This window comes from Cohnella candidum (assembly GCF_003713065.1).
In the GTDB taxonomy this organism is placed as follows: Bacteria; Bacillota; Bacilli; order Paenibacillales; family Paenibacillaceae; genus Cohnella; species Cohnella candidum.
The window spans coordinates 3535054-3554414 of sequence record NZ_CP033433.1 but is presented as its reverse complement, the minus strand read 5'-3'; the positions used below and the strand labels follow the sequence as shown (position 1 = coordinate 3554414).

The following is a 19361-nucleotide window of genomic DNA, read 5'->3' as shown; positions in this document are numbered from 1 at the left end:
CAACAGGCGATCTTTAGTTTTGGGTCGCGATCTTAAAAATGGGGCATAGGATTGCCCGAGATCTTGGATTTATGATGAGGGAGTCCAGACTCTGAGATAGGGAGATGCAGCAAGCATGATCCGTAAAATAAAACTTGTCGGACGATGGGCACATTCCGTCGGCAACCAACTGTTCGCGATTTTCCTCGTCGGCATCATCGGTTTCGTGCTGCTTACCGGATACGCGTCCTACTACAATTCCCAAAATATTTTGAGAGACAAGCTGACGGAAGCGTCGAAGCAGACGATTCGCCAGGCGAACGAGAAGCTCGATTTGGCGTACAACCAGTACGACGAGAAGTCGGAGCAGCTGGTGATCAACTCGCTTCTGCTGCAAGATATTCGCACTTTCTTGAATCCAAATATGCCGGAAACCGACCGCGCGCTTGCCAAAGTCAAAATCCAGACGAAAATCAACGAGTTCGTATCGGTTGACGACAATCTCGTTTCGGTCCAGCTGTACGGAGCGAACGGGCGGTGGCTGCTGTCCGGGCGCAAAACGGCCGCGCAAACGGACGTATCCGGCGAACCCTGGTTCGCGGACGTTCAGAAGCTGAACGGCGAGCCGAAGTGGCTGGGCACGCAGGCCAAGGGGTACTCTTTGGACGGTGATGCGGCAACGTTCGCATTGACGAGGATGCTGGGCAATCAAGGTGCCGGTGAATTTCTGGGGGTCATGCTGTTCGAGATGAAGCTCGACGTGGTCGCGAAAATGCTGGGGGCCGTGCAAATCGGAGACGGCGGCGTGAAAATGGTCTTAAGCGAGACGGGGGGCGTCGTATACGACAGCCGCTCGCCGTCTGACCCTGCCGGTGCCACCGCGAGCCTGATGTTGAACGATATCGGCGCGGCAACGGAGAATACGGGATTCGTCTACCTTCAGGACGAAGCGGGCATCACGAATGCGGTCGTATACTCCCGCTCGGAGAAGACCGGCTGGCTGACGGCGGCATACGTTCCCGTGAGTCAATTCCTTCGCGAGACCCGCACGATCTGGTCGAATACGCTGCTGATGGCGGGCTTGTCGTTCGTCCTGGCGGCTTTCATGGGCCTATGGATGGCTCGCAGGTACGGGCGCCCGTTGATCCGCCTTCGGGAATTGATGAGGGCCGGGGAGAATGGAAATTTGCAGGTTCGCATGCATATCCGCAGGAAAGATGAAATCGGACAGCTCGCGGACAGCTTCGACGGCATGATGTCCCGCATTACCGAGCTGGTTCAAAGCACGGCCAAGTCCGCGTACCTGGTGCAATCCACCTCCGGTGAGTTGATGCAGGTTTCACATGCAACGGCCGAGTCGGCACAACAGATGTCCCGCGCGAACCGGGAAATCGCGTCCGGATCGGCAGGCTTGTCATCCGAGACGGAAAAAGTGAGCGAAATGGCCGGCGAAACGACGAGCCGGATGGAGAGGGTGCTGCAAAAAAGCGTCCAGATGGAGCAATCCGCCGAAGAGCTTCGTCAAGCCGGACTCCAAGGCCAATCGTACATGCTACGGCTCAAGGAGCAAACCGCCCAGGTCGAAGAGAAATCGAGGTCCATGCTCGAAAACGTGGAGCGGCTGAAGGAAGGCAATCAATCCGTTCGCAAAATCATGGACAAGCTGAACGACATCGTCAAACGAACGAATATCTTGGCCTTGAACGCTTCGATCGAAGCGCATCGCTCGGGCCACGCGGGGAAAGGGTTCATGGTCGTCGCGGAAGAAATCCGCAAGCTCGCTGAGCAGTCCAGGCTGACCATTGAAGGGGTCGGCGACGTGACGGGCGGCATTCAAACGGATATCGAGAGCACGGCGCGATTGATGGCGGAGACGTATCCGGTCTTGAGAACGCAGTCCGAATATGTCAGGAGCACCGACGAGATTTTTCGGTCGATCCACGAACGGCAAAACGGGTTCCTCGAGGACTTGTCGCACATGGCGAACGTATTGAAAATGCTGGAACGCTCCCAACTGCAATTGGCGGAAGCCATGGAGAACGTCAGCGCCGTCTCCGAGCAATCCTACGCGACTTCGCAGGAGGTCGCGGCGCAAGGAGAAGTCCAGCTGCAGATCGGCGAACGGCTGGTTCGCTTATCGGAGCAATTGGCCGAGCTGTCGGGCGGGCTCAATCTCGCCATCGGAAAATTCGATTATGAGTGAATGGAATTGCGGTAAGCCCGTTCCTTGGAGGAGCGGGCTTCTTTATTTGCGCAATTGACGAATGGCGACGGCACGCCTTAAAATAGTTTAAAAAGTTGCGCAAAAATTTGCATTCACGAAGGTGAGCGTGATCGGCATTGAAAACGAGCGTTGAGATCGAGTTGCTGCCCGGCGAGGTATGGTGGGGCGGAGCCGTGCACGACGGAACCCGTATGCCCTATGGGAAAGGAACCGGTGACGTTGCGATCGATTTGAAGAACTTGCTCGAAAACTCGGGAGCGCCTTTGCTCGTATCGAATCGCGGCCGTTATTTGTGGTACGACCGGCCTTTCTCGTTCTCGTTTCGGACCGGCGTCATGTCGGTCGAGTCCGAGGAGGGGGGCGTTCGGCCTTCCGAAAGTTTCGATAACTTGGCAGGAGCCTATCGGCAGGCATCCCGCAAGCATTTTCCCGCGCAAGGCCGAATGCCCGATCCGATCGCCTTTTCCGCTCCGCAATATTGCACTTGGATGGAGATGCATTATGAGCCGACGCAGGATAAGACGATCGCATATGCCCGAGAGATATTGAGAAACGGGTTTCCGCCGGGCGTGCTGATTATCGACGACAATTGGATGAAGGACTACGGGACGTGGGAGTTCCATGCCGAACGTTTTCCGGATCCCAAAGCCATGCTCGATACGCTTCACGAGCTGGGCTTTAAAGTGATGTTGTGGGTATGCCCCTACGTAAGCCCAGACAGCCGGACCGCCAGGGAGCTGGATAAGCAAGGCCTGCTCGTCAAAGACGCGGAAGGCCGGATGGCGCTGCGGCGGTGGTGGAACGGCTGCAGCGCGGTTCTGGACTATACGTACCCTCCGGCGCTGGAGTGGTTCAAAAGCAAGCTTGACGAGCTGGTTCGCCGTTTCGGCGTCGACGGCTTCAAATTCGATGCCGGAGACCCGTCCGAAGGAGAACCGGGAGCATGGGCGACAGGGTATAGTTGGCGCGGCTCCGGCATTCCGAACGAGGATTGCGCGGCGTACAGCCGGCTCGGTCTTCATTATCCGCTGAGCGAATTTCGCGCCAGCTGGAAGGCCGGAGGAGCGCCGCTCTTGCAGCGGCTGCGAGATAAGCCGCACTCGTGGGGAGACGACGGCTTGAAGGCGCTCATCCCGAACTCGATCGCCCAGGGCTTAATGGGATACCCATTCAACTGTCCGGACATGATCGGGGGCGGATGGGATGGAGACCTCCAAACGACGCCATTCGATGCGGAGCTGTTCGTCCGCTACGCGCAATGCGCCGCTTTGTTTCCGATGATGCAATTTTCGACCGCGCCTTGGAAAGTGCTTGACGAGAAGTATCTGGGATATTGCTTGGACGCGGTGCGGCTGCGGGTGGCCATGGGGCCGGAGCTGATCGGGCTGGCGCGGGATGCGGCCTTGACGGGCGAGCCCATGCTTCGGCCGATGGCATACGAGTTTCCGGACGGCGGATGGGAGGGCGTGAAGGATCAATTCATGCTGGGCGCCTCGATCCTGGTCGCTCCCGTTCTGGAGAAAGGAGCCGGGGAAAGAACCGTCCGTTTTCCGGATGGCGCATGGAAGGGAGAGGACGGCAGTCTCATCCTCGGCCCTTGCGAGGTTTCCGTGAAAGCTCCGATCTCCCGTCTCCCTTGGTACCGGAGGGAAAAATAAGTTTGACTCCTTTTTGCGCAAATTTTAGAATGATCGTATATCGTTTTGCGCCGGAAGGGAGCCACGCTCTTGAAGTTGAAAGAAATCGCCGCCAAGGCCAACGTTTCGATCAGCACCGTATCCCGAATCATCAATAACCAGGGCAATTTCAGCGAGGATACGCGCCGCAAGGTGATGGACATCGCCAAAGAATATTTGAAGCCGGGCGCCACGCCGTCCAAGATCGCCGGTCATTCGTACACGATCGCCGTGTTCGTGCCGGAGGTCCACGATTTCGTCGATAACGACCCCGCCTCCTCGACGGATCTCAGTCATTTGAAAGAAGAATTCGAATCGAACGGACACCAGTTCCTGCTCGCGACGCACGCACGCGGCGCGCAGACCGGAGGACCGTCTTACCGTTTGCTGGCGGATAACAAAATCGACGCCGCGATCGTGTTCGATCCGTTCGTGGACGACAAGCTCGTCCACGAGCTCGTGGCGCGAGGCATCCCTTATTTGGTGACGAACGGCAGAAGGTACGATCGCAGCCAGAACTATATCGATTACGATAATCGCAGAGGCGCTTACGAGGTCATCCAGTATTTGCATCGCCTCGGTCACCGGAAGATCGGATTAATCGCGGGCCCGGAAGACCATCTCGTCAGCTTGAACCGGTTGGACGGGTGCAAAGACGCTTTTCGGGACTTGGGCCTGGCTTGGAACGATCGCATCGTGCTTGCGGGAGCTTTCGATCCTTCCCATGGTTATCAAGCGGCCAAGCAGTTGATCGGACTGGACCGCGGCATTACCGCGCTGTTCGCGTTTAACGACATCCTGGCATTCGGTGCCATGAAGGCGCTGGCGGAGCTGAAGCTGAAAATTCCGAAAGATATATCCTTAGTCGGTTTCGACGACTTGAAGCTGTCCGAATACATGATGCCGCCGCTGACGACCGTCCGGAGATTCCGCTACGACATCAGCGGGCTGATCGTGAAGATGCTGACCGAACTGATTACGAACAAGACGATCTCCGAAGTCCATATCAGCCTGAAAACGGAATTGATGGAGCGCGAATCCTGCGGTGAAGCGCACGCCAAATCCTAAATATGGGAACTCACTTGAGAAAACCGGCACTTGTGTCGGTTTTTTTCTATTTATTGTTAAAAAGTTGTCGCGTTTCTTTAATTCTCGGCATCGCGCGCGAAGGCTCCAAGTGAAAAAATGAGAGTGTAGTCCAAATAAGATGCCGAGGAGGAATACGATGAAAAAAAGAAGGGTTTTGCCGCTTCTTTGCGCGGCGGCGCTGTCCGCGCTCACATGGGGAGGGACAGGTAAAGTGAATCAGGCGCAGGCGGCGGTCGGTCCGATCACGGTCCAATTGACAGAATCGCAGGAGGCATTCAAGAATCCGATCATGGGTTTCCGTCCGTCCAGGTACATCAACGACGCCGCTTTCCCCGATCGGGAGTACTCGGACATCTATAAGCACTATATTCGATACACGGATCTCGAAACGGACGCGACGGATTCCGTGCAAAAGATCAAAGATTGGAGCAACTCGGCCTGGGCGGGCATCGAGAATAAAAACGTCAAGGTCGTTCCGCGCGTCGTCATCGTCTATCCGGGTACCGGGGAGTTTTGGCCGAACGGGGTTCCCCACGGCGATCCGGTGAACCAATGGCTGACGGATACGTTGAAGTCCCGCCTCGTCTCGTTCATCGGCAAGCTCGGCCAAGCTTGGGACAACGACCCCCGCGTCGCTTTTATCGAACTCGGCTTATACGGTAACTGGGGAGAAAACCATATCTATCCGAACAAATTCGCGGACGGCACGGATCGGATTCCTCTCAGCTTCCAGACGGCGTTAGGCGACGCGTATACCGCCGCCTTCCATAACAAAAAGGTGCTCGTCCGTTATCCGGAAACGTTCACCGCGTATAACTTCGGCATCCAGTGGGATTCTTTCGCGCTCCCGGACGACGCGGCGGGTGGAAACGGGGAGATTTCGCGGGACACGTGGCGGACGCAGATCAACAGCGGCGAAGTGGCGTACGATTGGGGCGATCAATCTCAGCTGGGCGGCAGCCCGGACGGCACGCTAGGGAGCTCCTCCAACACGAACTACGTCATCGATTGGATCATGAACACCCATACGTCCAGTTTAGGATGGATTTCGGATTATACGGCGAGCAACCCTTCCGTCGAAGCGGGAGCGACCGCGATGCAGAAGGTGCTGGGTTACCGGTTCGTGATCAATCAGGCGACGTTCTCCGGCAACGTGTCGCCCGGAGGAACGATGAACGTTTCGTTCCAGGTCGTAAACAAAGGCTCCTCGCCTTTCTACTATAATTGGCCGGTCGAGGCGAGTTTGCTGAAGAGCGACGGAACCGTCGCGTGGAAAGGATTGTTCCAAACGGACATCCGAAACTGGCTGCCCGGCACGGGATGGAACAGTTCGACTCGGTCGTATGCTCAAGCTCCGGCCGTCAACACGGTGAACGGCGCGTTCACGATCCCTTCGGGTTTGCCGAACGGAACTTACACGCTGGCACTGTCCGTTTTGGATCCGGCAGGCTGGAAGCCGAGCGTCCGCTTCGCCAACACGAACTATTACGCCGGCGGACGCACGCCGATCGGCAAGGTCGGAATCGGCATGGACCCGTCCGATCAGAATTTGGGATCGTTCGCCAGCCTGAAATCGGACAACACGCTCAGCTACAGCCTGCAAAGCGGCGCTTACGACGGATCGACGGGCGGCAGCGGAGGCGGTGGCGGCGGAGGCACCGCCGTATCCTACGAGGCCGAAAGCGCGGCGAATACGCTTGCGGGCGGAGCGGCAACGGCGTCATGCGGTACGTGCTCCGGCGGTTCGAAAGTCGGATACGTCGGCAATAACGGCGGCACGCTTCAGTTTAACGGCATTAACGCGACAAACGCGGGAACTTATACGCTCACTGTCTCTTATCTCAATGGAGACGCGGCGAGGTCAGCCCAAATGAGCGTCAACGGGGGCGCGGCAACAAGCTTGAGCTTCCCGAGCACGGGCGGCTGGAGCACGGCGGGCACGCTGCAAACTTCCGTACAGCTCAGCGCGGGAAATAATACGATCAAATTTTCCAACGCAACCGGATGGGCTCCGGACTTTGACAAAATCACGCTCGATGTCGGCGGAGGAAGCGGCGGGGATGCGCAGGCGCCTTCCGTTCCCTCGAATGTCGCGGTTACGGCGACGACGGCTAGCAGCATCACGCTGGATTGGAGCGCTTCTACCGACAATGTCGGCGTGACGGGTTATGAGGTCTATCGAGGCGGGACCTACGTCGGAACCAGCACGACGACGGCGTTTACGGATACGGGTCTCTCTTCAGGCACGTCGTACAGCTACACCGTCAAAGCCAAGGATGCGGCCGGCAACGTATCCGCGGCAAGCAGCGCGGTAACGGGAACGACGAACGCGGGAGGAGGCGGCACGGCTCTTGTGCTGGATAATTTCGATAACTCTCCGGCGTGGCCCGGCACCAACGACTTGGGCAAATGGACCGGCGCGAACGGTTTCGTCAACAATGCCGGAGTCATCGAGAACGGAGCGCTCAAACTTCAGTATAACAACGCCGGTTGGTTCGGCAGCGACGTGACGCAGAGCATCGCGGGATACAGCAAGCTGATCGTGCGGATCAAAGGCGCGGCCGGCGGAGAGGAAAGCCAGTTCCATCTGATCCTGGGCGGCGTGGAGAAAACGCTCGGCGCGTTCAGCGGGAACACGGTGACGACCTCGTACAAGGATATCTCCATTGATTTGGCCGCCAACGGCGTGGATAAAGCTTCGCCGGGGCAACTGCAAATGTCTTTCTGGTATGGCAGCGCGGGCACGGTTTGGATCGACGAGATCCGTTTCGAATAAGCGAGCAGAACAAAGCTCCCTGCGACGCATGCGTGCGCAGGGAGCTTTTCATTGCGGCTGTTCGATTATTGGATCGAGATCGATCCGAGACCGAGCCATCCGTCGGCCCCTTGGGTTTGGTTCGCGAACAAGATCGGAAGCGGATTGTTCCAGGGTAAGTAGCTCGGCATATGGCCTTTGGCCCGTACGTCGGCTTCTTTGATTTTCCACAGCGGATTGTAGACGTGCATCACGAGCTGGTAAGATCCGGGCGTTACGCCTGCGGCGTTTACCGTGGCGTCGAAGTATTGCGGCGTGCCGAAGTTCACGTAGGTCGGATTCCCCGGGACGTTCCAGTCCGGGAACGCGCGGATTTGCGTGGGCAGGATTTTGCGCAAATCCCAGTTCATCGTCCACGTCTTGACGATGTTGCCGGAACCGTCCTTCAGCGCGAGTTCGACCGGATACATGTCCGGGCCGTAATAGAACGGAGCCGTGCCTGTATTCTCGATTTGCACGCCGACTTTGAAGCTGCCGGACACGGTGTTGTTGAAATAAGCATTTTTCGCGTAAAAGTTATAACCCATCTTTTGCCACGCCGCCACTTCGTTCGGATCGTTCTTGTTATACTTGCAGTTTTGGCAGATCATCCACGTGGCGTGCGTCATCTCGATATCGGTCATCGCGTCGTCTTTGGTCGCGGAAGCGGGATCGAACAGGTTGCCTTGCACTTCCGGCCGGACTTCGCCGCCGAAGCTGCCGGTGACCCATTTGTTCTCGGCGCCGAACAGCAAAGCTTGCGTAAGCTGTGCGTCCGTCTTGCCGCCCATGGACAGCGGCAGCGTCATGCTGCCGACCCGGCCGAGATTCGGGTCGTTCTCCCGATAGGCGAAGGAATCGTCGTGATACCCGATGCGCGAAAGCGAGGTCAAGTGCGTGCCCCCGCCGGACCGCGGATAACGGTTTTCGACCGGGGTTTTGCGGAATGCCGCATCGTAAGCGTCCAGCAGCACATTGGCTCCGGCATCGGAAATCATCCAGTTCTCCGTTCCGTTGCTGCCGTCGTTCGGCCAAGTGTGCCATTCGCCCCAATATCCGACGAGTCCCATCGTAATGAACGCGATGCGCGGATCGCCGTCGTACTTGGCGCCGAAGGCGGCGATGAAGTTTTGGAACGCCTGCATGACGGTCGGAGAATCGTAGTTCAATATGCAGCCGTTGCGGATTTGCCCGGACAGGAAGTCCGGATAATCTTTGCTCGAGAACGACTGGCACGACGCGACGCGCAAGGCGAGCTGTTTGCCGTGGGAAGCGACCTCGTCCAATGCGGCCTCCATCGGCTCCCAGTTATACGTGTTCATGCCCGTCATCAGCTCACCCAAGCCGAAGTAACGCCATTCGATCGAGTTGTTGATGCCGCCGTATTGCGTGGCCGTTTTGTCGGCACGGTCTCCGGGATAAAACCAAATGGCCAAGCCTTTCAGCGGATTGGTGACCGGGTCGGTTCCTTTCGCCAGCGCATGCACGGTCAAAGAAGCGTCCGGCGTCTGGGACGGATACGGGTTGCTCGGCAATCCGCCCGGCACCGTCGGGAGATCGCCTGTCGTGCCGGAGGCGAGCGTCGTGATCGTCGCCGCCGCGCTGGCGGGCGAAACGTTGCCTGCGGCATCCTTCGCTTTCACCGTGTACGTATAAGAGGTATTTGGAGAAAGCCCCGAGTCGAGGTATCCATTGCTCGCCGAAGAGCCGACCCACGTACCGCCGCGGTAAATATCGTAGCCGGTTACGCCGCGGTTGTCGGTGGACGCCGTCCAGGACAGATTGATCCAAGCGTTGAAGGCGGTACCGTTCACGTTGGAAGGTGCCGTCGGCGCTTGCGTGTCCGGAGCGTCCAGCGTCGTCGCCTGAAGGGCCGTCGAAGCGGGCGAAACGTTGCCTGCGGCATCCCGGGCCGTAACCGTATAGCTGTAGGACGTGTTCGGCGAAAGACCGGTATCCGTGAAAGAAATCGTCCCGGAACTGCCTGCCAAAACTCCGTCCCGGAAAATATCGTAAGCCGCGACGGCTACGTTATCCGTCGAAGCGGACCAAGTCAAGGAAAGTGACGTCGTCGTCTTCGATGCAACCGAGACGTCGGCCGGCGCGGATGGCGGCTGCAGGTCCGGCGTTGTGCCTGATGGCGAAATGATGATGCGGTCGAAGTCGGGGGACCAACCGCTCGCCGAGTACAGTTTAATCGTGTTGCCGCCTGCTTGCAGGGAAACGTTTACGGCTTGCGTGCCGACCTGATTCCAACCGCCGGTACCGGGAAGCGTTAAGTTCAAGGCCGCTCCGTTGTTTACGCTCACGGACACCGGCCGGCTGGCATCGCCGTTCGAATAAGCAATCGTAAGCGTGTATGCTCCTGCGGCGGCAGCCTGCACGCCGTTAAAAGTAATCGTTCCGCTGTTGTTGCCGACGTAGCCGACCTTCGCGCCGCCCGAGCAGCCGGAGCATGAGGCGACCGCGGCTCCCCCGGCAAGCGCATTGCCGGCCGCTTCGGCTTCGTAGGAGCCTGCCTGGCCGTCACCCGGCGGGGGCGGCGCCGAATCGGTCGTGACGGACAGAGGGGAAGACAAGGCCGAGACGTTGCCTGCGGCATCTTTCGAGTCGACCGTGTACGCATACGCCGTGCCTGCCGTCAAACCGCTGTCCGTAAACGAGGTGCCGGTCGGGCTGCCGACCTTCGTGCCGTTGCGGAAGACCTCGTAACCGCCGACCCCGACGTTGTCCGTGGAGGCGGTCCAAGACAAGGTGACCGACGTTTGCGATTTGGCCGTCGCCGTTAAGCCGGTCGGCACGCTCGGCGCCTGGGTATCGGCGCCTCCGCCTCCGCCGCCGCTTCCGGCTGCGCCGTCCGTTTTGATCGCATCGATCAACAGGACCGCATAGGTTGCGTCTCTATGCACGATGCGGATGTATTTCGCATTCGCCAGGTTCGCTCCGAAATCGGAGAGCGGAATGGACAAGTCCGCGTAGGTTCCGTTGATGTTCCCGTAGGTAGAGAGCGGCCCGACGGTGTGGTCGGTGCCGTCGTTCAGCACGACGTTCCAATGCTGCTCCGTGTCGGTCTCTCCCCAGTCGCGGACTCGAAGGATCAGGTTTTGCAAACCCGCCAAGCTCTGGTTGACGTTTTCCTGCAAATATTGGCCGGAAGCACCGGAGTTCATGACCAGGTTACCTGAAGCGTCCGAGCCGTAATAAAGGCTGTCCATCGACCAACCGATCGGTTGGTTCAGGTCGTTAATCTTGCTCGCCAAGTTCGATTGGCTCGGGAACGAATCGATCGTGACGGCCGCCGCCGGAGCCGAAGGCGTAGCCGAAGCTTGCGCGGAATTGCCGCTGCTGCCGGCCGAATTCACGGCTTGCACGACGTAATAGTAAGTCGTGCCGTTCGTTACCCCGGCATCGGTATAAGTCGTTCCGCTCACGTTGCCGGCGATTAAGGAATAACCGGAACCGCTGGTCGTGGATCGGAGCACGCGATAGCTCGTCGCACCGGAAGAGGCCGTCCACGTCAGCGCGACTTGCGCGTTGCCGGCCGTTGCGGTCAAACCCGTGGGAGCGGAAGGTATCGTGACGTTATTGTTCGGCGTCGCGGAGGCTTGATTGGAGTTCCCGCTGCTGCCGGCCGAATTGACGGCTTTCACGACGTAGTAGTAAGCCGTTCCGTTCGACAGGCCGGTATCCGTATAGCTTGTGCCCGTAATTCCGGCGGCGGCTTGGACATACCCCGACCCGTTCGTCGTCGAACGGAATACGGAATAGGTCGCCGCGCCCGCCGATGCCGTCCAGGTAAGCGTAACTTGGGCGTTACCAGCCGATGCCGTCAAATTCGCCGGTGCGGCAGGGATCGTCGGAGTGCCGACCGTCACGGCATTCGTCAGCACGTTATAACCCTTGGCGGCATCCCATGTACCGGTATTGGCCAGGCGCACGGAATATTCCGAACGCGAGCGCAAACCCGGGTCGTTGTCCGGGAGCCAGAGGGCCAGCTTATAGGTGCCGGAGGCCATGCTGGCCGGCAGCGTCACGGTCTGCGAGGGCACGTTAACGGCCCCGCTGGTCCAAAGTCTCGGGTCCAAACCGGGCAGCGGAACGTCGTATCTCTGCGTCCCGTTATCGAACACGAGGAAGACGGGTCTCGGTTTAATGAAGCCGGCATACCCGTCGTTGCTTAAATGCGCGGAGAACGTAAAGCTCGTGCCGGGGCCGGCTGTCGTCGGGAAATCGGCGTCGACCAGCCGCAATCGGTAGCCAAGCTTTCTTTTGATGCGCGTAAACGCGGTTTCGGCCGGATCGTTGCCGGAGGCGGCCAGGCTGGCGTTCTTCCAGATGTTGAGGTTGACCGCGGCATAGTCCTCATTGATCTCGGAGAAATGGAGCTTGCTCATTTCGGATTGCACGGTGACGCCCGCTGCGTCGTTGGAGCCCGCGGAATCGCACGTTTCTCCCCCGACCATTTTGTTGCCGCCTGCGGCCGTGGCCATGTCGTACATCCATTGTTTTTTCTCTTCAACGTAGAACCAGCCCATCCAAGAGTTGTTGTCATAGGTCCCCATGTCGGCGCTGTCGGACAAGAAACAGTCGTTATGGAAGCCGATCCGGTCTTTCTCTTGCTGCGTCAGAGGCGTTGAACCGGAAGGCGTCGGCAGCTCCGTCACTTCCTTGATGAAAATGGGATACCGGATAACGACCGGAATGGAGGCGGGCGTCGTGCTCAAGATCTTCTTGATGATCCGATAACGGGTGTCGGCGTCGGTTCGGCTGAACGGATCGGTGTACTGGCTGGTGTGCCACTCCCCCCAAGGACCGATATAGCCGGCTTCCAAATGGTTGACCACGTCGGCGTTGGCGGAGATGACGGCGTCGAGCTGCTGAATGTGGCCGAGAATGCGGCTCTCCGGTACGGAGGGAGATTCGGACCACGCGTATGCCGGCCGCAAGACGATTTTCAAACCTGCGGCTCGAATCGCGGCCAATCCGGACGCCAAGTTATCCAGCAGGGCTTGGGGCAGCTGATCGGTGTTTTTGTACTTATCGAGATGGATGTAACTGTGGATCAACGTGTCGCCGTCCGCTTTCGCCCGGGCGAAAGTCCGGTCCAGCATGTCGGGGTTGAAGCCGGCGATGCTGGTGGCGGAGCTGGCGTAATCGTTGACGCTCGGATCGTTGATGATTTCGTACCGGTTGTGGAAGCCGCGTTCAGGGTTCGGAAATGCGGTTGCGTAATCTCCGGCGTAGGTAAAGGTTGCGGCGGATGCCGGCCCGTACGGCAAGAGGCCGAACAAGAGCGCGGCGATCACCATGACGGACAGAACCTTCTTCTTGCGAAACATAGCATACCTCCTGTTTTTGAATTCGAATTCAGGACGAGAGTAGACCCTGCGTAACTTGGAAGCGCTGTCACCTCCTTTCGAGGAAGGCCTGTTTCCATTCCGAATAGGGCAGGAGGGCGTACGACAGGAGAAAGATGCGGACGGCGGCGGAAAGGAACCGAGTGCCAGGGGATGTGAGGAAAATATAAAGCAAAAAGTTGCGCAACCAATTTCAAATATAATTGGCTTTCACCGTGATGTTCAAGGTGCCGAAATCCTTATTTTACGGTGTTTATCATGGCAAAAAACGAGGAATCGGTCGAAAGTAGACGAAGCCTGTCATGCAAATCATGATGCATCCGATCCAGACATATGCTATGATAACTTTTGAGCAAAATTGCGCAAAAAATTTCCTAAGCGAAGTGAGGGTGAAACGACAGGGCTGCATGTGCCCGCAACAATCCGCAACACCAATCTCTTGAAGTTGGAGGAAAAAAAGCGATGAAACGAAAAGCTTTGAAAGCGTCATCACTCCTATTGGCGATCGTGCTGCTTGCCGCTGCTTGGGCGGTACCGGTTTCGAACATCGCGTCCGCGGATGCGGCGAGCGCAAGCCCCGCGATCATTGACGATTTCGAATCGTACGCGGACGATGCCGCGCTGCAAGCCTCGTGGAAACTGGACTGGTCGGATAAACCGAATGCCGTCGGGATCTCCCTGGACGGGGCGAGCGGCAGCAACGGAATGAAGCTGACGATTCTGGAGCCTGCCGCGACTTGGGCCAACATCTTGCATCCGCTCGCGAACGGGGTCCGCGACGCGTCTTCTTTTGAAGGGGTGACTTTTTGGCTCAACAACGAGTCGGCCGGCCGTCCGCTCGATCTCGGAATGGAGCTGAAAACCGACGAACCGAACGGCGCGTTCAACTTCAAACAGGCCGGCTCCGCCCAAGGGTCAGCCGACGGGACCAGTTGGCAGCCGCTTTCTTTTAACGGAGGGTCTCTCCATGTGGAGGCAGGCTTTAAAGGCTATATCCGAGTGGCTTGGGACCAGTTCAATCAGGCGGCCTGGCAGTGCGGGAACGATCAGGCCAAGTGTTCGGCTGCGCTGAAGACCGACAAATTGACGGGCATTCAGTTCGGCTACAACCCGTCGGCGAACGAAGGCGACATCCTCCATATCGACGATGTCGGATTTTACGGGACGGCATCCGGCGGCGGATCCGGGCAAGGCGGTCCGTCCGGCGGCGCGCAGCCGGGAACGCCGGCACCGCAAGCGCCGGCATGGGCAACGGCGGGCGGGACGCACAAGCTGGCGTACAAACCGGCTCCAATCGATAATCCGCTGAAAGGGTTCATGCCTTTCCTGGATGCCGGATCCGACGGCTTTTACAAGACGGGCGACGATTGGCGAGATCGGGCGACGCAGATGCCGTACAGCATGGAGTACTTCTACGAGCCGCTGAACGCGGTCATGAAAGGACCGAATACGTTCGATTGGACGGACTTCGACCGCCAGTTAAACGCGATCGCGGCAAGGGGCCATCAAGCGGTATTCCGATTCTACGTGGATTATCCTGACAAACCGACGGGAATTCCGCAGTACTTGCTGGACGGCGGCCTTAAGACCCGCACCTATGCCGACTTCGGCAACGGCACGCATGCGGCGAGCTTGCTGCCGGATTGGGACGACCCGAACCTGAACGCCGCCTTCCTGGCGTTTGCGGCCGAGCTAGGGAAACGTTATGACGGCGATCCTCGCATCGGCTTCATCATGGTCGGTTTGATCGGATTTTGGGGGGAATGGCATACGTGGCCGTACGACGGTTGGACTCCGGTCACCGACGCGAACGGAAACGGTTTGACGGACAAGGATGGCCAGCCCGTACGCCAGCCCAACCTCATGCCGTCCGAGGAAAACCAGAAGAACGTTCTGGAAGCGATGGATCGGGCATTCAACAAGACGAGGCTGCTCGTCCGTTATCCGGCGGCCAACGGAACCTATCAGACGAAAAACTACGATATCGGCTATCATGACGATTCCTTTGCGTTCCAGACTTTGCCGCTCAGCATGGGCGGGCAGGATTGGCATTTTTGGGGCCGTACGTTGAACGCGGGGGATACGGAATTCTGGAAGACCCGTCCGATGGGCGGCGAGATGCGTCCGGAAATCCAAGTCCCGATGTGGAACAACGATCCGCCGAGATACAACGATCCGGCGCATCCCATCGAAGGCCAACAGGGCGAGGACTATTACACGGCTCTCAATCTGACGCACGTGTCCTTCCTGCTGAACCAAGGCGTGTTCCAAGTGCCGATGAGCGGCGAGCCGCTCAAACGGGCGCTGGAGGGATCGCGCCGCATGGGGTACGAGTATTACGTGCCCAAAGCGTATCTGGACGGACGGGATGGCAAACTCAAAGTCGGCGCGGAAATCGAGAACCGCGGCGTCGCGCCGTTCTATTACGACTGGCAAGTGGAGCTGGCGGCCAAATCCGGCGGCAAGACCGTCAAGGTTTGGAAGACCGATTGGAAGATCGGCGGGATCTTGCCGGACGACGGGGCCAACATCAACCGCAAGGCTTTCGAAAGCCGGTTCTCGAGCAAGGAACTCGCGAACGGCAAATACGAGATTTATTTGCGTGTCGTGAATCCGCTGAGCACCGTGACTCCCAAAGCGACCAAGTTTAAGTTCGCCAATGCGGAGCAGGGGGCGGACGGCTGGCTGTCGCTGGGCAGCGTTAAGGTGACCGGCAGTAAGTCGGACGGCGGTAAATCCGACGGCCTTAACGGCGTCTACGTCGTGCAGGCGGGAGACAACTTGTCCCGGATCGCGGCTCGGTTCGGCACGACTTGGCAACGGCTTCAACAGCTGAACCATCTGCACAACCCGAACCTCATCTTCCCGGGGCAAACGCTTGTCCTGCCTTAAATGAATGCGTTTTTGCCTCCGGCTCCAAATTTTGGGGCCGGAGGTTCAATTTTTCGACATGCCGTGTTATCGTGAAGTTGTCTACAGCAATCAAGGGGGCTTGCTTACAGATGGCCAATCGAGCGTTTCGCCTGTTCGCGGTACCGGTTCTCCTTGTGTTCTGCATGCTGATCGGAGCCTGTAAAGACGCGCAAGAGGCTTCCTCCACCGGCAAGGCCGCTGCCGGCGTAACAGAAAACCCAGTCACCTTGAAGATGATCATGCCGGGAGACGAATCGCCCCGCATGAGGGAATTCGTCGATAACGAGCTGAACGAACGCTTGATGAAGGAATTGAACCTCAAACTGGAATTGACGTATATTCCGTGGCCGGATTACCAATCGAAGCTGGAGCTGGCGCTGGCGACGGGCGAAGATTACGACTTGGTCTGGTACGGCACGCCGTTCGTCTCGGACTATAAGGCCAAAGGATATATCCAGCCGCTTGACGAACTGCTGCAGAAGTACGGGCCGGATTTGACCGCCAACATTCCGGCGGACAATTTCAAGCTGGATCGAATCGACGGAAAGCTGTGGGCGATCCCGTCACAAGCCTTTACGTCGGCCGGTAAATTCACTTCGGTCATGGTACGCCAAGATTTGCTGGAATCGGTCGGCATGAAGGACATTCGCACGATCGCGGATTTAGAAACGTTTTACGCCCGGATACACGCCGTGGATCCGAGTTATTACGGGTATTTGGAAACCGATCGGGGCCAAGACATTTTATGGCGCGAGCTCTCGGATGAGCCGCTCACTTTCCTGGACGAGAACCAGATGTTCGCCGTGAACGAAAACACGGGCGAGCTGGTGGACTACCTTGAATCCGATCTTTACGAAAGGGTAGCGGAAGTCCGGAAGAGGTGGGTCGACATGGGGTTGATCGACAAAAGCCTCGTCGGCAATTTGGCCGCGAATATCGATCAGGAGAACGCGGGCAAGCTGTTGTTCCGGGTCGGCGCCGTTTCGCGGGCGATGGAGAATTTGCAAACCGCTCAGCATGCGGACGCATCGGCGAAGCTTCGGGAGTACTACCTGTCGCCGGACAAGCCGAAGTATATCGCCGCGCCTTCCAACGAAGCGTATATGATTCCTGCAAAGGCTCCTCATCCGGAAGGAGCCATGCGGTTCATGAATTGGATCCTGCAGAGCCAAGAGCACTACGATTTCATCATTTACGGCGTGGAAGGCAAGGATTATCGGATCGAGAACGGCAAAGTCCGCCTGCTCACGAATGATCAATTGATGTACGAATGGATGTGGCGGAACAAAAATTATTTCATGGCGCCGGCCAACGTCGAGGACTCCGTCGTGCAAGACATGATGCATAACGACGACAATGCGCAAATATCCCGGATATTCGGGTTCCATTTCAACCAGGAGCCGGTGAAGAACGAATATGCCAAGGTGCTTGCGGTCTATAACGAGAAGTTCGTTCCGATCAACATGGGCATCGTCGGTTACGATAAGCAATACGCCGGCGCGATGGCCGCGCTCAAGAAAGCCGGCTTCGACAAGGTATGGGCCGAGCTGCAGAGGCAGTATGCGGCATTCCGGTCAGGGCAGCCACCCTTTGCAGGATAGGAGGAATCCGGGTGCGATCCAGCATTTTCACGAACATGGTTATCGCTTTGCTGCTGCTCTTGACTCCGATTATCGCGCTGTATGCTTATTCCAACCAAACGAGTTCGCGCGTGCTGACCGAGGAAATCGTGAAGGCCAAACGCACGCAGGTCGATACGTTCGTCGGACAGATCGGGCAAATGTTCGCCCAGTTCGACTCCTATCAGAAAATGCTCTATCAAAGCAAGGAAGTCCGCAATTTGGCGTATCCCGATCTTCTCGGCGACGATTTGCTGCATTTCCGCACCTTGAAAACCGTGTCCGAAGAAATCAATCGGCTGGTCGGGTACGGAAGGAGGAAGGGCGTCATCGCGGTCGTCTATCCCAAGACGGGGATGGTCATCAAGAGCGATTCCAGCTTAGGCGCTTTACCTTCCGCGCTTCCCGATGTCGATGGTTTCTGGAGCTATCGGAACGAATCGAACGGAGACTCCTACTTTATCGAGACGATTTCCAATCCGGCCAAAACCGCGAAGGCGGAGGAAGCGGATTTAACGGTCGTCGCCAAAGTGGATGAAGGGGAGATCAAGAGCGGACTCTCCGATATGAAGAGCAAAGGCTTGGAAGATCCCTTTTTGTATAAACCCGGCTTCACGCCGATCTTCAATTATACGGCTGATCAAGCGTTGATTCGGCACATGCTGCCCGAACTGACGCCCGGCGAGCATGCCGAAGACGTAAAGCCTCGGCTGATCCGCACGGAGAACGGCGCGTACCAGGTTCATATGGAGATGGTGCCTTCGCTCGGCTGGTATTTGGTGGATTACGTGCCGATCGACACGATCATGGCCCCCATTAAACGAAACCAAACGATGTTCTATATGATCAGCGGCATGATGCTGTTCATGGCGTTCATTCTGAGCTTTATCCTCTACAGAAACGTCCGCATTCCTTTCCGGAAGCTGATGCAGGGGATGAATTTCATCGAGAAAGGCATGTACAAGAGCCGGATGCAGGATCCTCCGAAAGGCGAATTCCGGTACCTGTACCAACGCTTCAACTCGATGGCCGCGAGAATCGAAGAGTTGATCGAGGACGTGCTGAAGGAGCAAATCCAAACGAAGGAAGCGAACGTCAAACAGCTGCAATCGCAAATCAATCCGCATTTTCTCTACAATACGCTGGCCTATATCAAAAGCATGGTGGAGCTCGGCGAGAAGGAAGCAGCCGTCTCCATGACGATGAACTTGAGCAAGTATTACCGCTATACGACCAAGACCAGCCGCAGCTTCGCGACGCTCGATGAGGAGATGGGCCTGGTCGTCAATTATTTGGACATCCATCGCATGCTGACGGATGACTTCGAGTACGAAATCGAGATCGAACCGGCCATGACGGAGATGGAGATTCCCCGGTTGTCGCTGCAGCCGCTTGTCGAGAACGTCATCGTGCACGCCTTCCGGAAACCGGTTCAATACGGAATCGTCCGGATTCGGGGAAGGGTGGAGTCGGGCATCGCCCGCCTCTCCGTCGAAGACAACGGACCGGGCATCCCGCAGGCGCAATTGGATGCGATGCAATCGAAAATCCGGCTGGCAACGAGCGGCGAAATCGATTCGGGCCTGCAGAACGTGCATCAGCGGTTGATTCTGCTCTTCGGTGAGGGCTCGGGATTGACGCTCGGCACTTCCGAGTGGGGCGGGCTGCGCGCGGAAATCAGCTGGCGGATCGAGGAAGGAAACGCGTGAC

General features: G+C 57.7%; 8 protein-coding genes. 7 read left to right on the top strand and 1 reads right to left on the bottom strand.

All coding sequences use genetic code 11. The annotated features are described in order from the left end of the window. Nucleotides 1-115 precede the first annotated feature (115 nt). The 4 genes from EAV92_RS16140 (at nt 116) to EAV92_RS16125 (ending at nt 7744) form a co-directional block, all read left to right on the top strand. Complete coding sequence (locus EAV92_RS16140; protein WP_123042056.1) at nt 116-2182, top strand: methyl-accepting chemotaxis protein; 2067 nt, start codon at nt 116-118, stop codon at nt 2180-2182. Between the two features lie 137 nt (nt 2183-2319). Then, nucleotides 2320-3861, top strand: coding sequence for a glycoside hydrolase family 31 protein (locus EAV92_RS16135; RefSeq protein ID WP_241158289.1), 1542 nt, complete (start codon nt 2320-2322; stop codon nt 3859-3861). A 69-nt stretch (nt 3862-3930) separates the two neighbouring features. Then, entirely contained in the window at nt 3931-4947 is a 1017-nt protein-coding gene (locus tag EAV92_RS16130) for a LacI family DNA-binding transcriptional regulator (RefSeq protein ID WP_164472812.1), read from the top strand. 157 nt (nt 4948-5104) lie between these two features. Beyond that, nucleotides 5105-7744, top strand: coding sequence for a DUF4832 domain-containing protein (locus EAV92_RS16125; protein WP_164472811.1), 2640 nt, complete (start codon nt 5105-5107; stop codon nt 7742-7744). Nucleotides 7745-7809: 65 nt separating this feature from the next. Here the strand turns inward: EAV92_RS16125 and EAV92_RS25060 are convergent, their stop codons facing one another. Then, nucleotides 7810-13101 (bottom strand): DUF4832 domain-containing protein, encoded by a 5292-nt coding sequence (locus tag EAV92_RS25060; protein WP_123042053.1) that lies wholly within the window; start codon nt 13099-13101, stop codon nt 7810-7812. 480 nt (nt 13102-13581) lie between these two features. Between EAV92_RS25060 and EAV92_RS24900 the strand changes: the two genes are divergently transcribed. The 3 genes from EAV92_RS24900 (at nt 13582) to EAV92_RS16105 (ending at nt 19360) form a co-directional block, all read left to right on the top strand. Further along, a complete protein-coding gene (locus EAV92_RS24900; protein ID WP_241158288.1) occupies nt 13582-16011 on the top strand; it encodes a LysM peptidoglycan-binding domain-containing protein in 2430 nt (809 codons plus the stop codon). A 110-nt stretch (nt 16012-16121) separates the two neighbouring features. Continuing rightward, nucleotides 16122-17633, top strand: a complete 1512-nt coding sequence (locus tag EAV92_RS16110; protein ID WP_123042052.1) for an extracellular solute-binding protein — start codon at nt 16122-16124, stop codon at nt 17631-17633. Nucleotides 17634-17644: 11 nt separating this feature from the next. Continuing rightward, nucleotides 17645-19360, top strand: coding sequence for a sensor histidine kinase (locus EAV92_RS16105; RefSeq protein WP_164472810.1), 1716 nt, complete (start codon nt 17645-17647; stop codon nt 19358-19360). Nucleotide 19361: the final 1 nt, after the last annotated feature.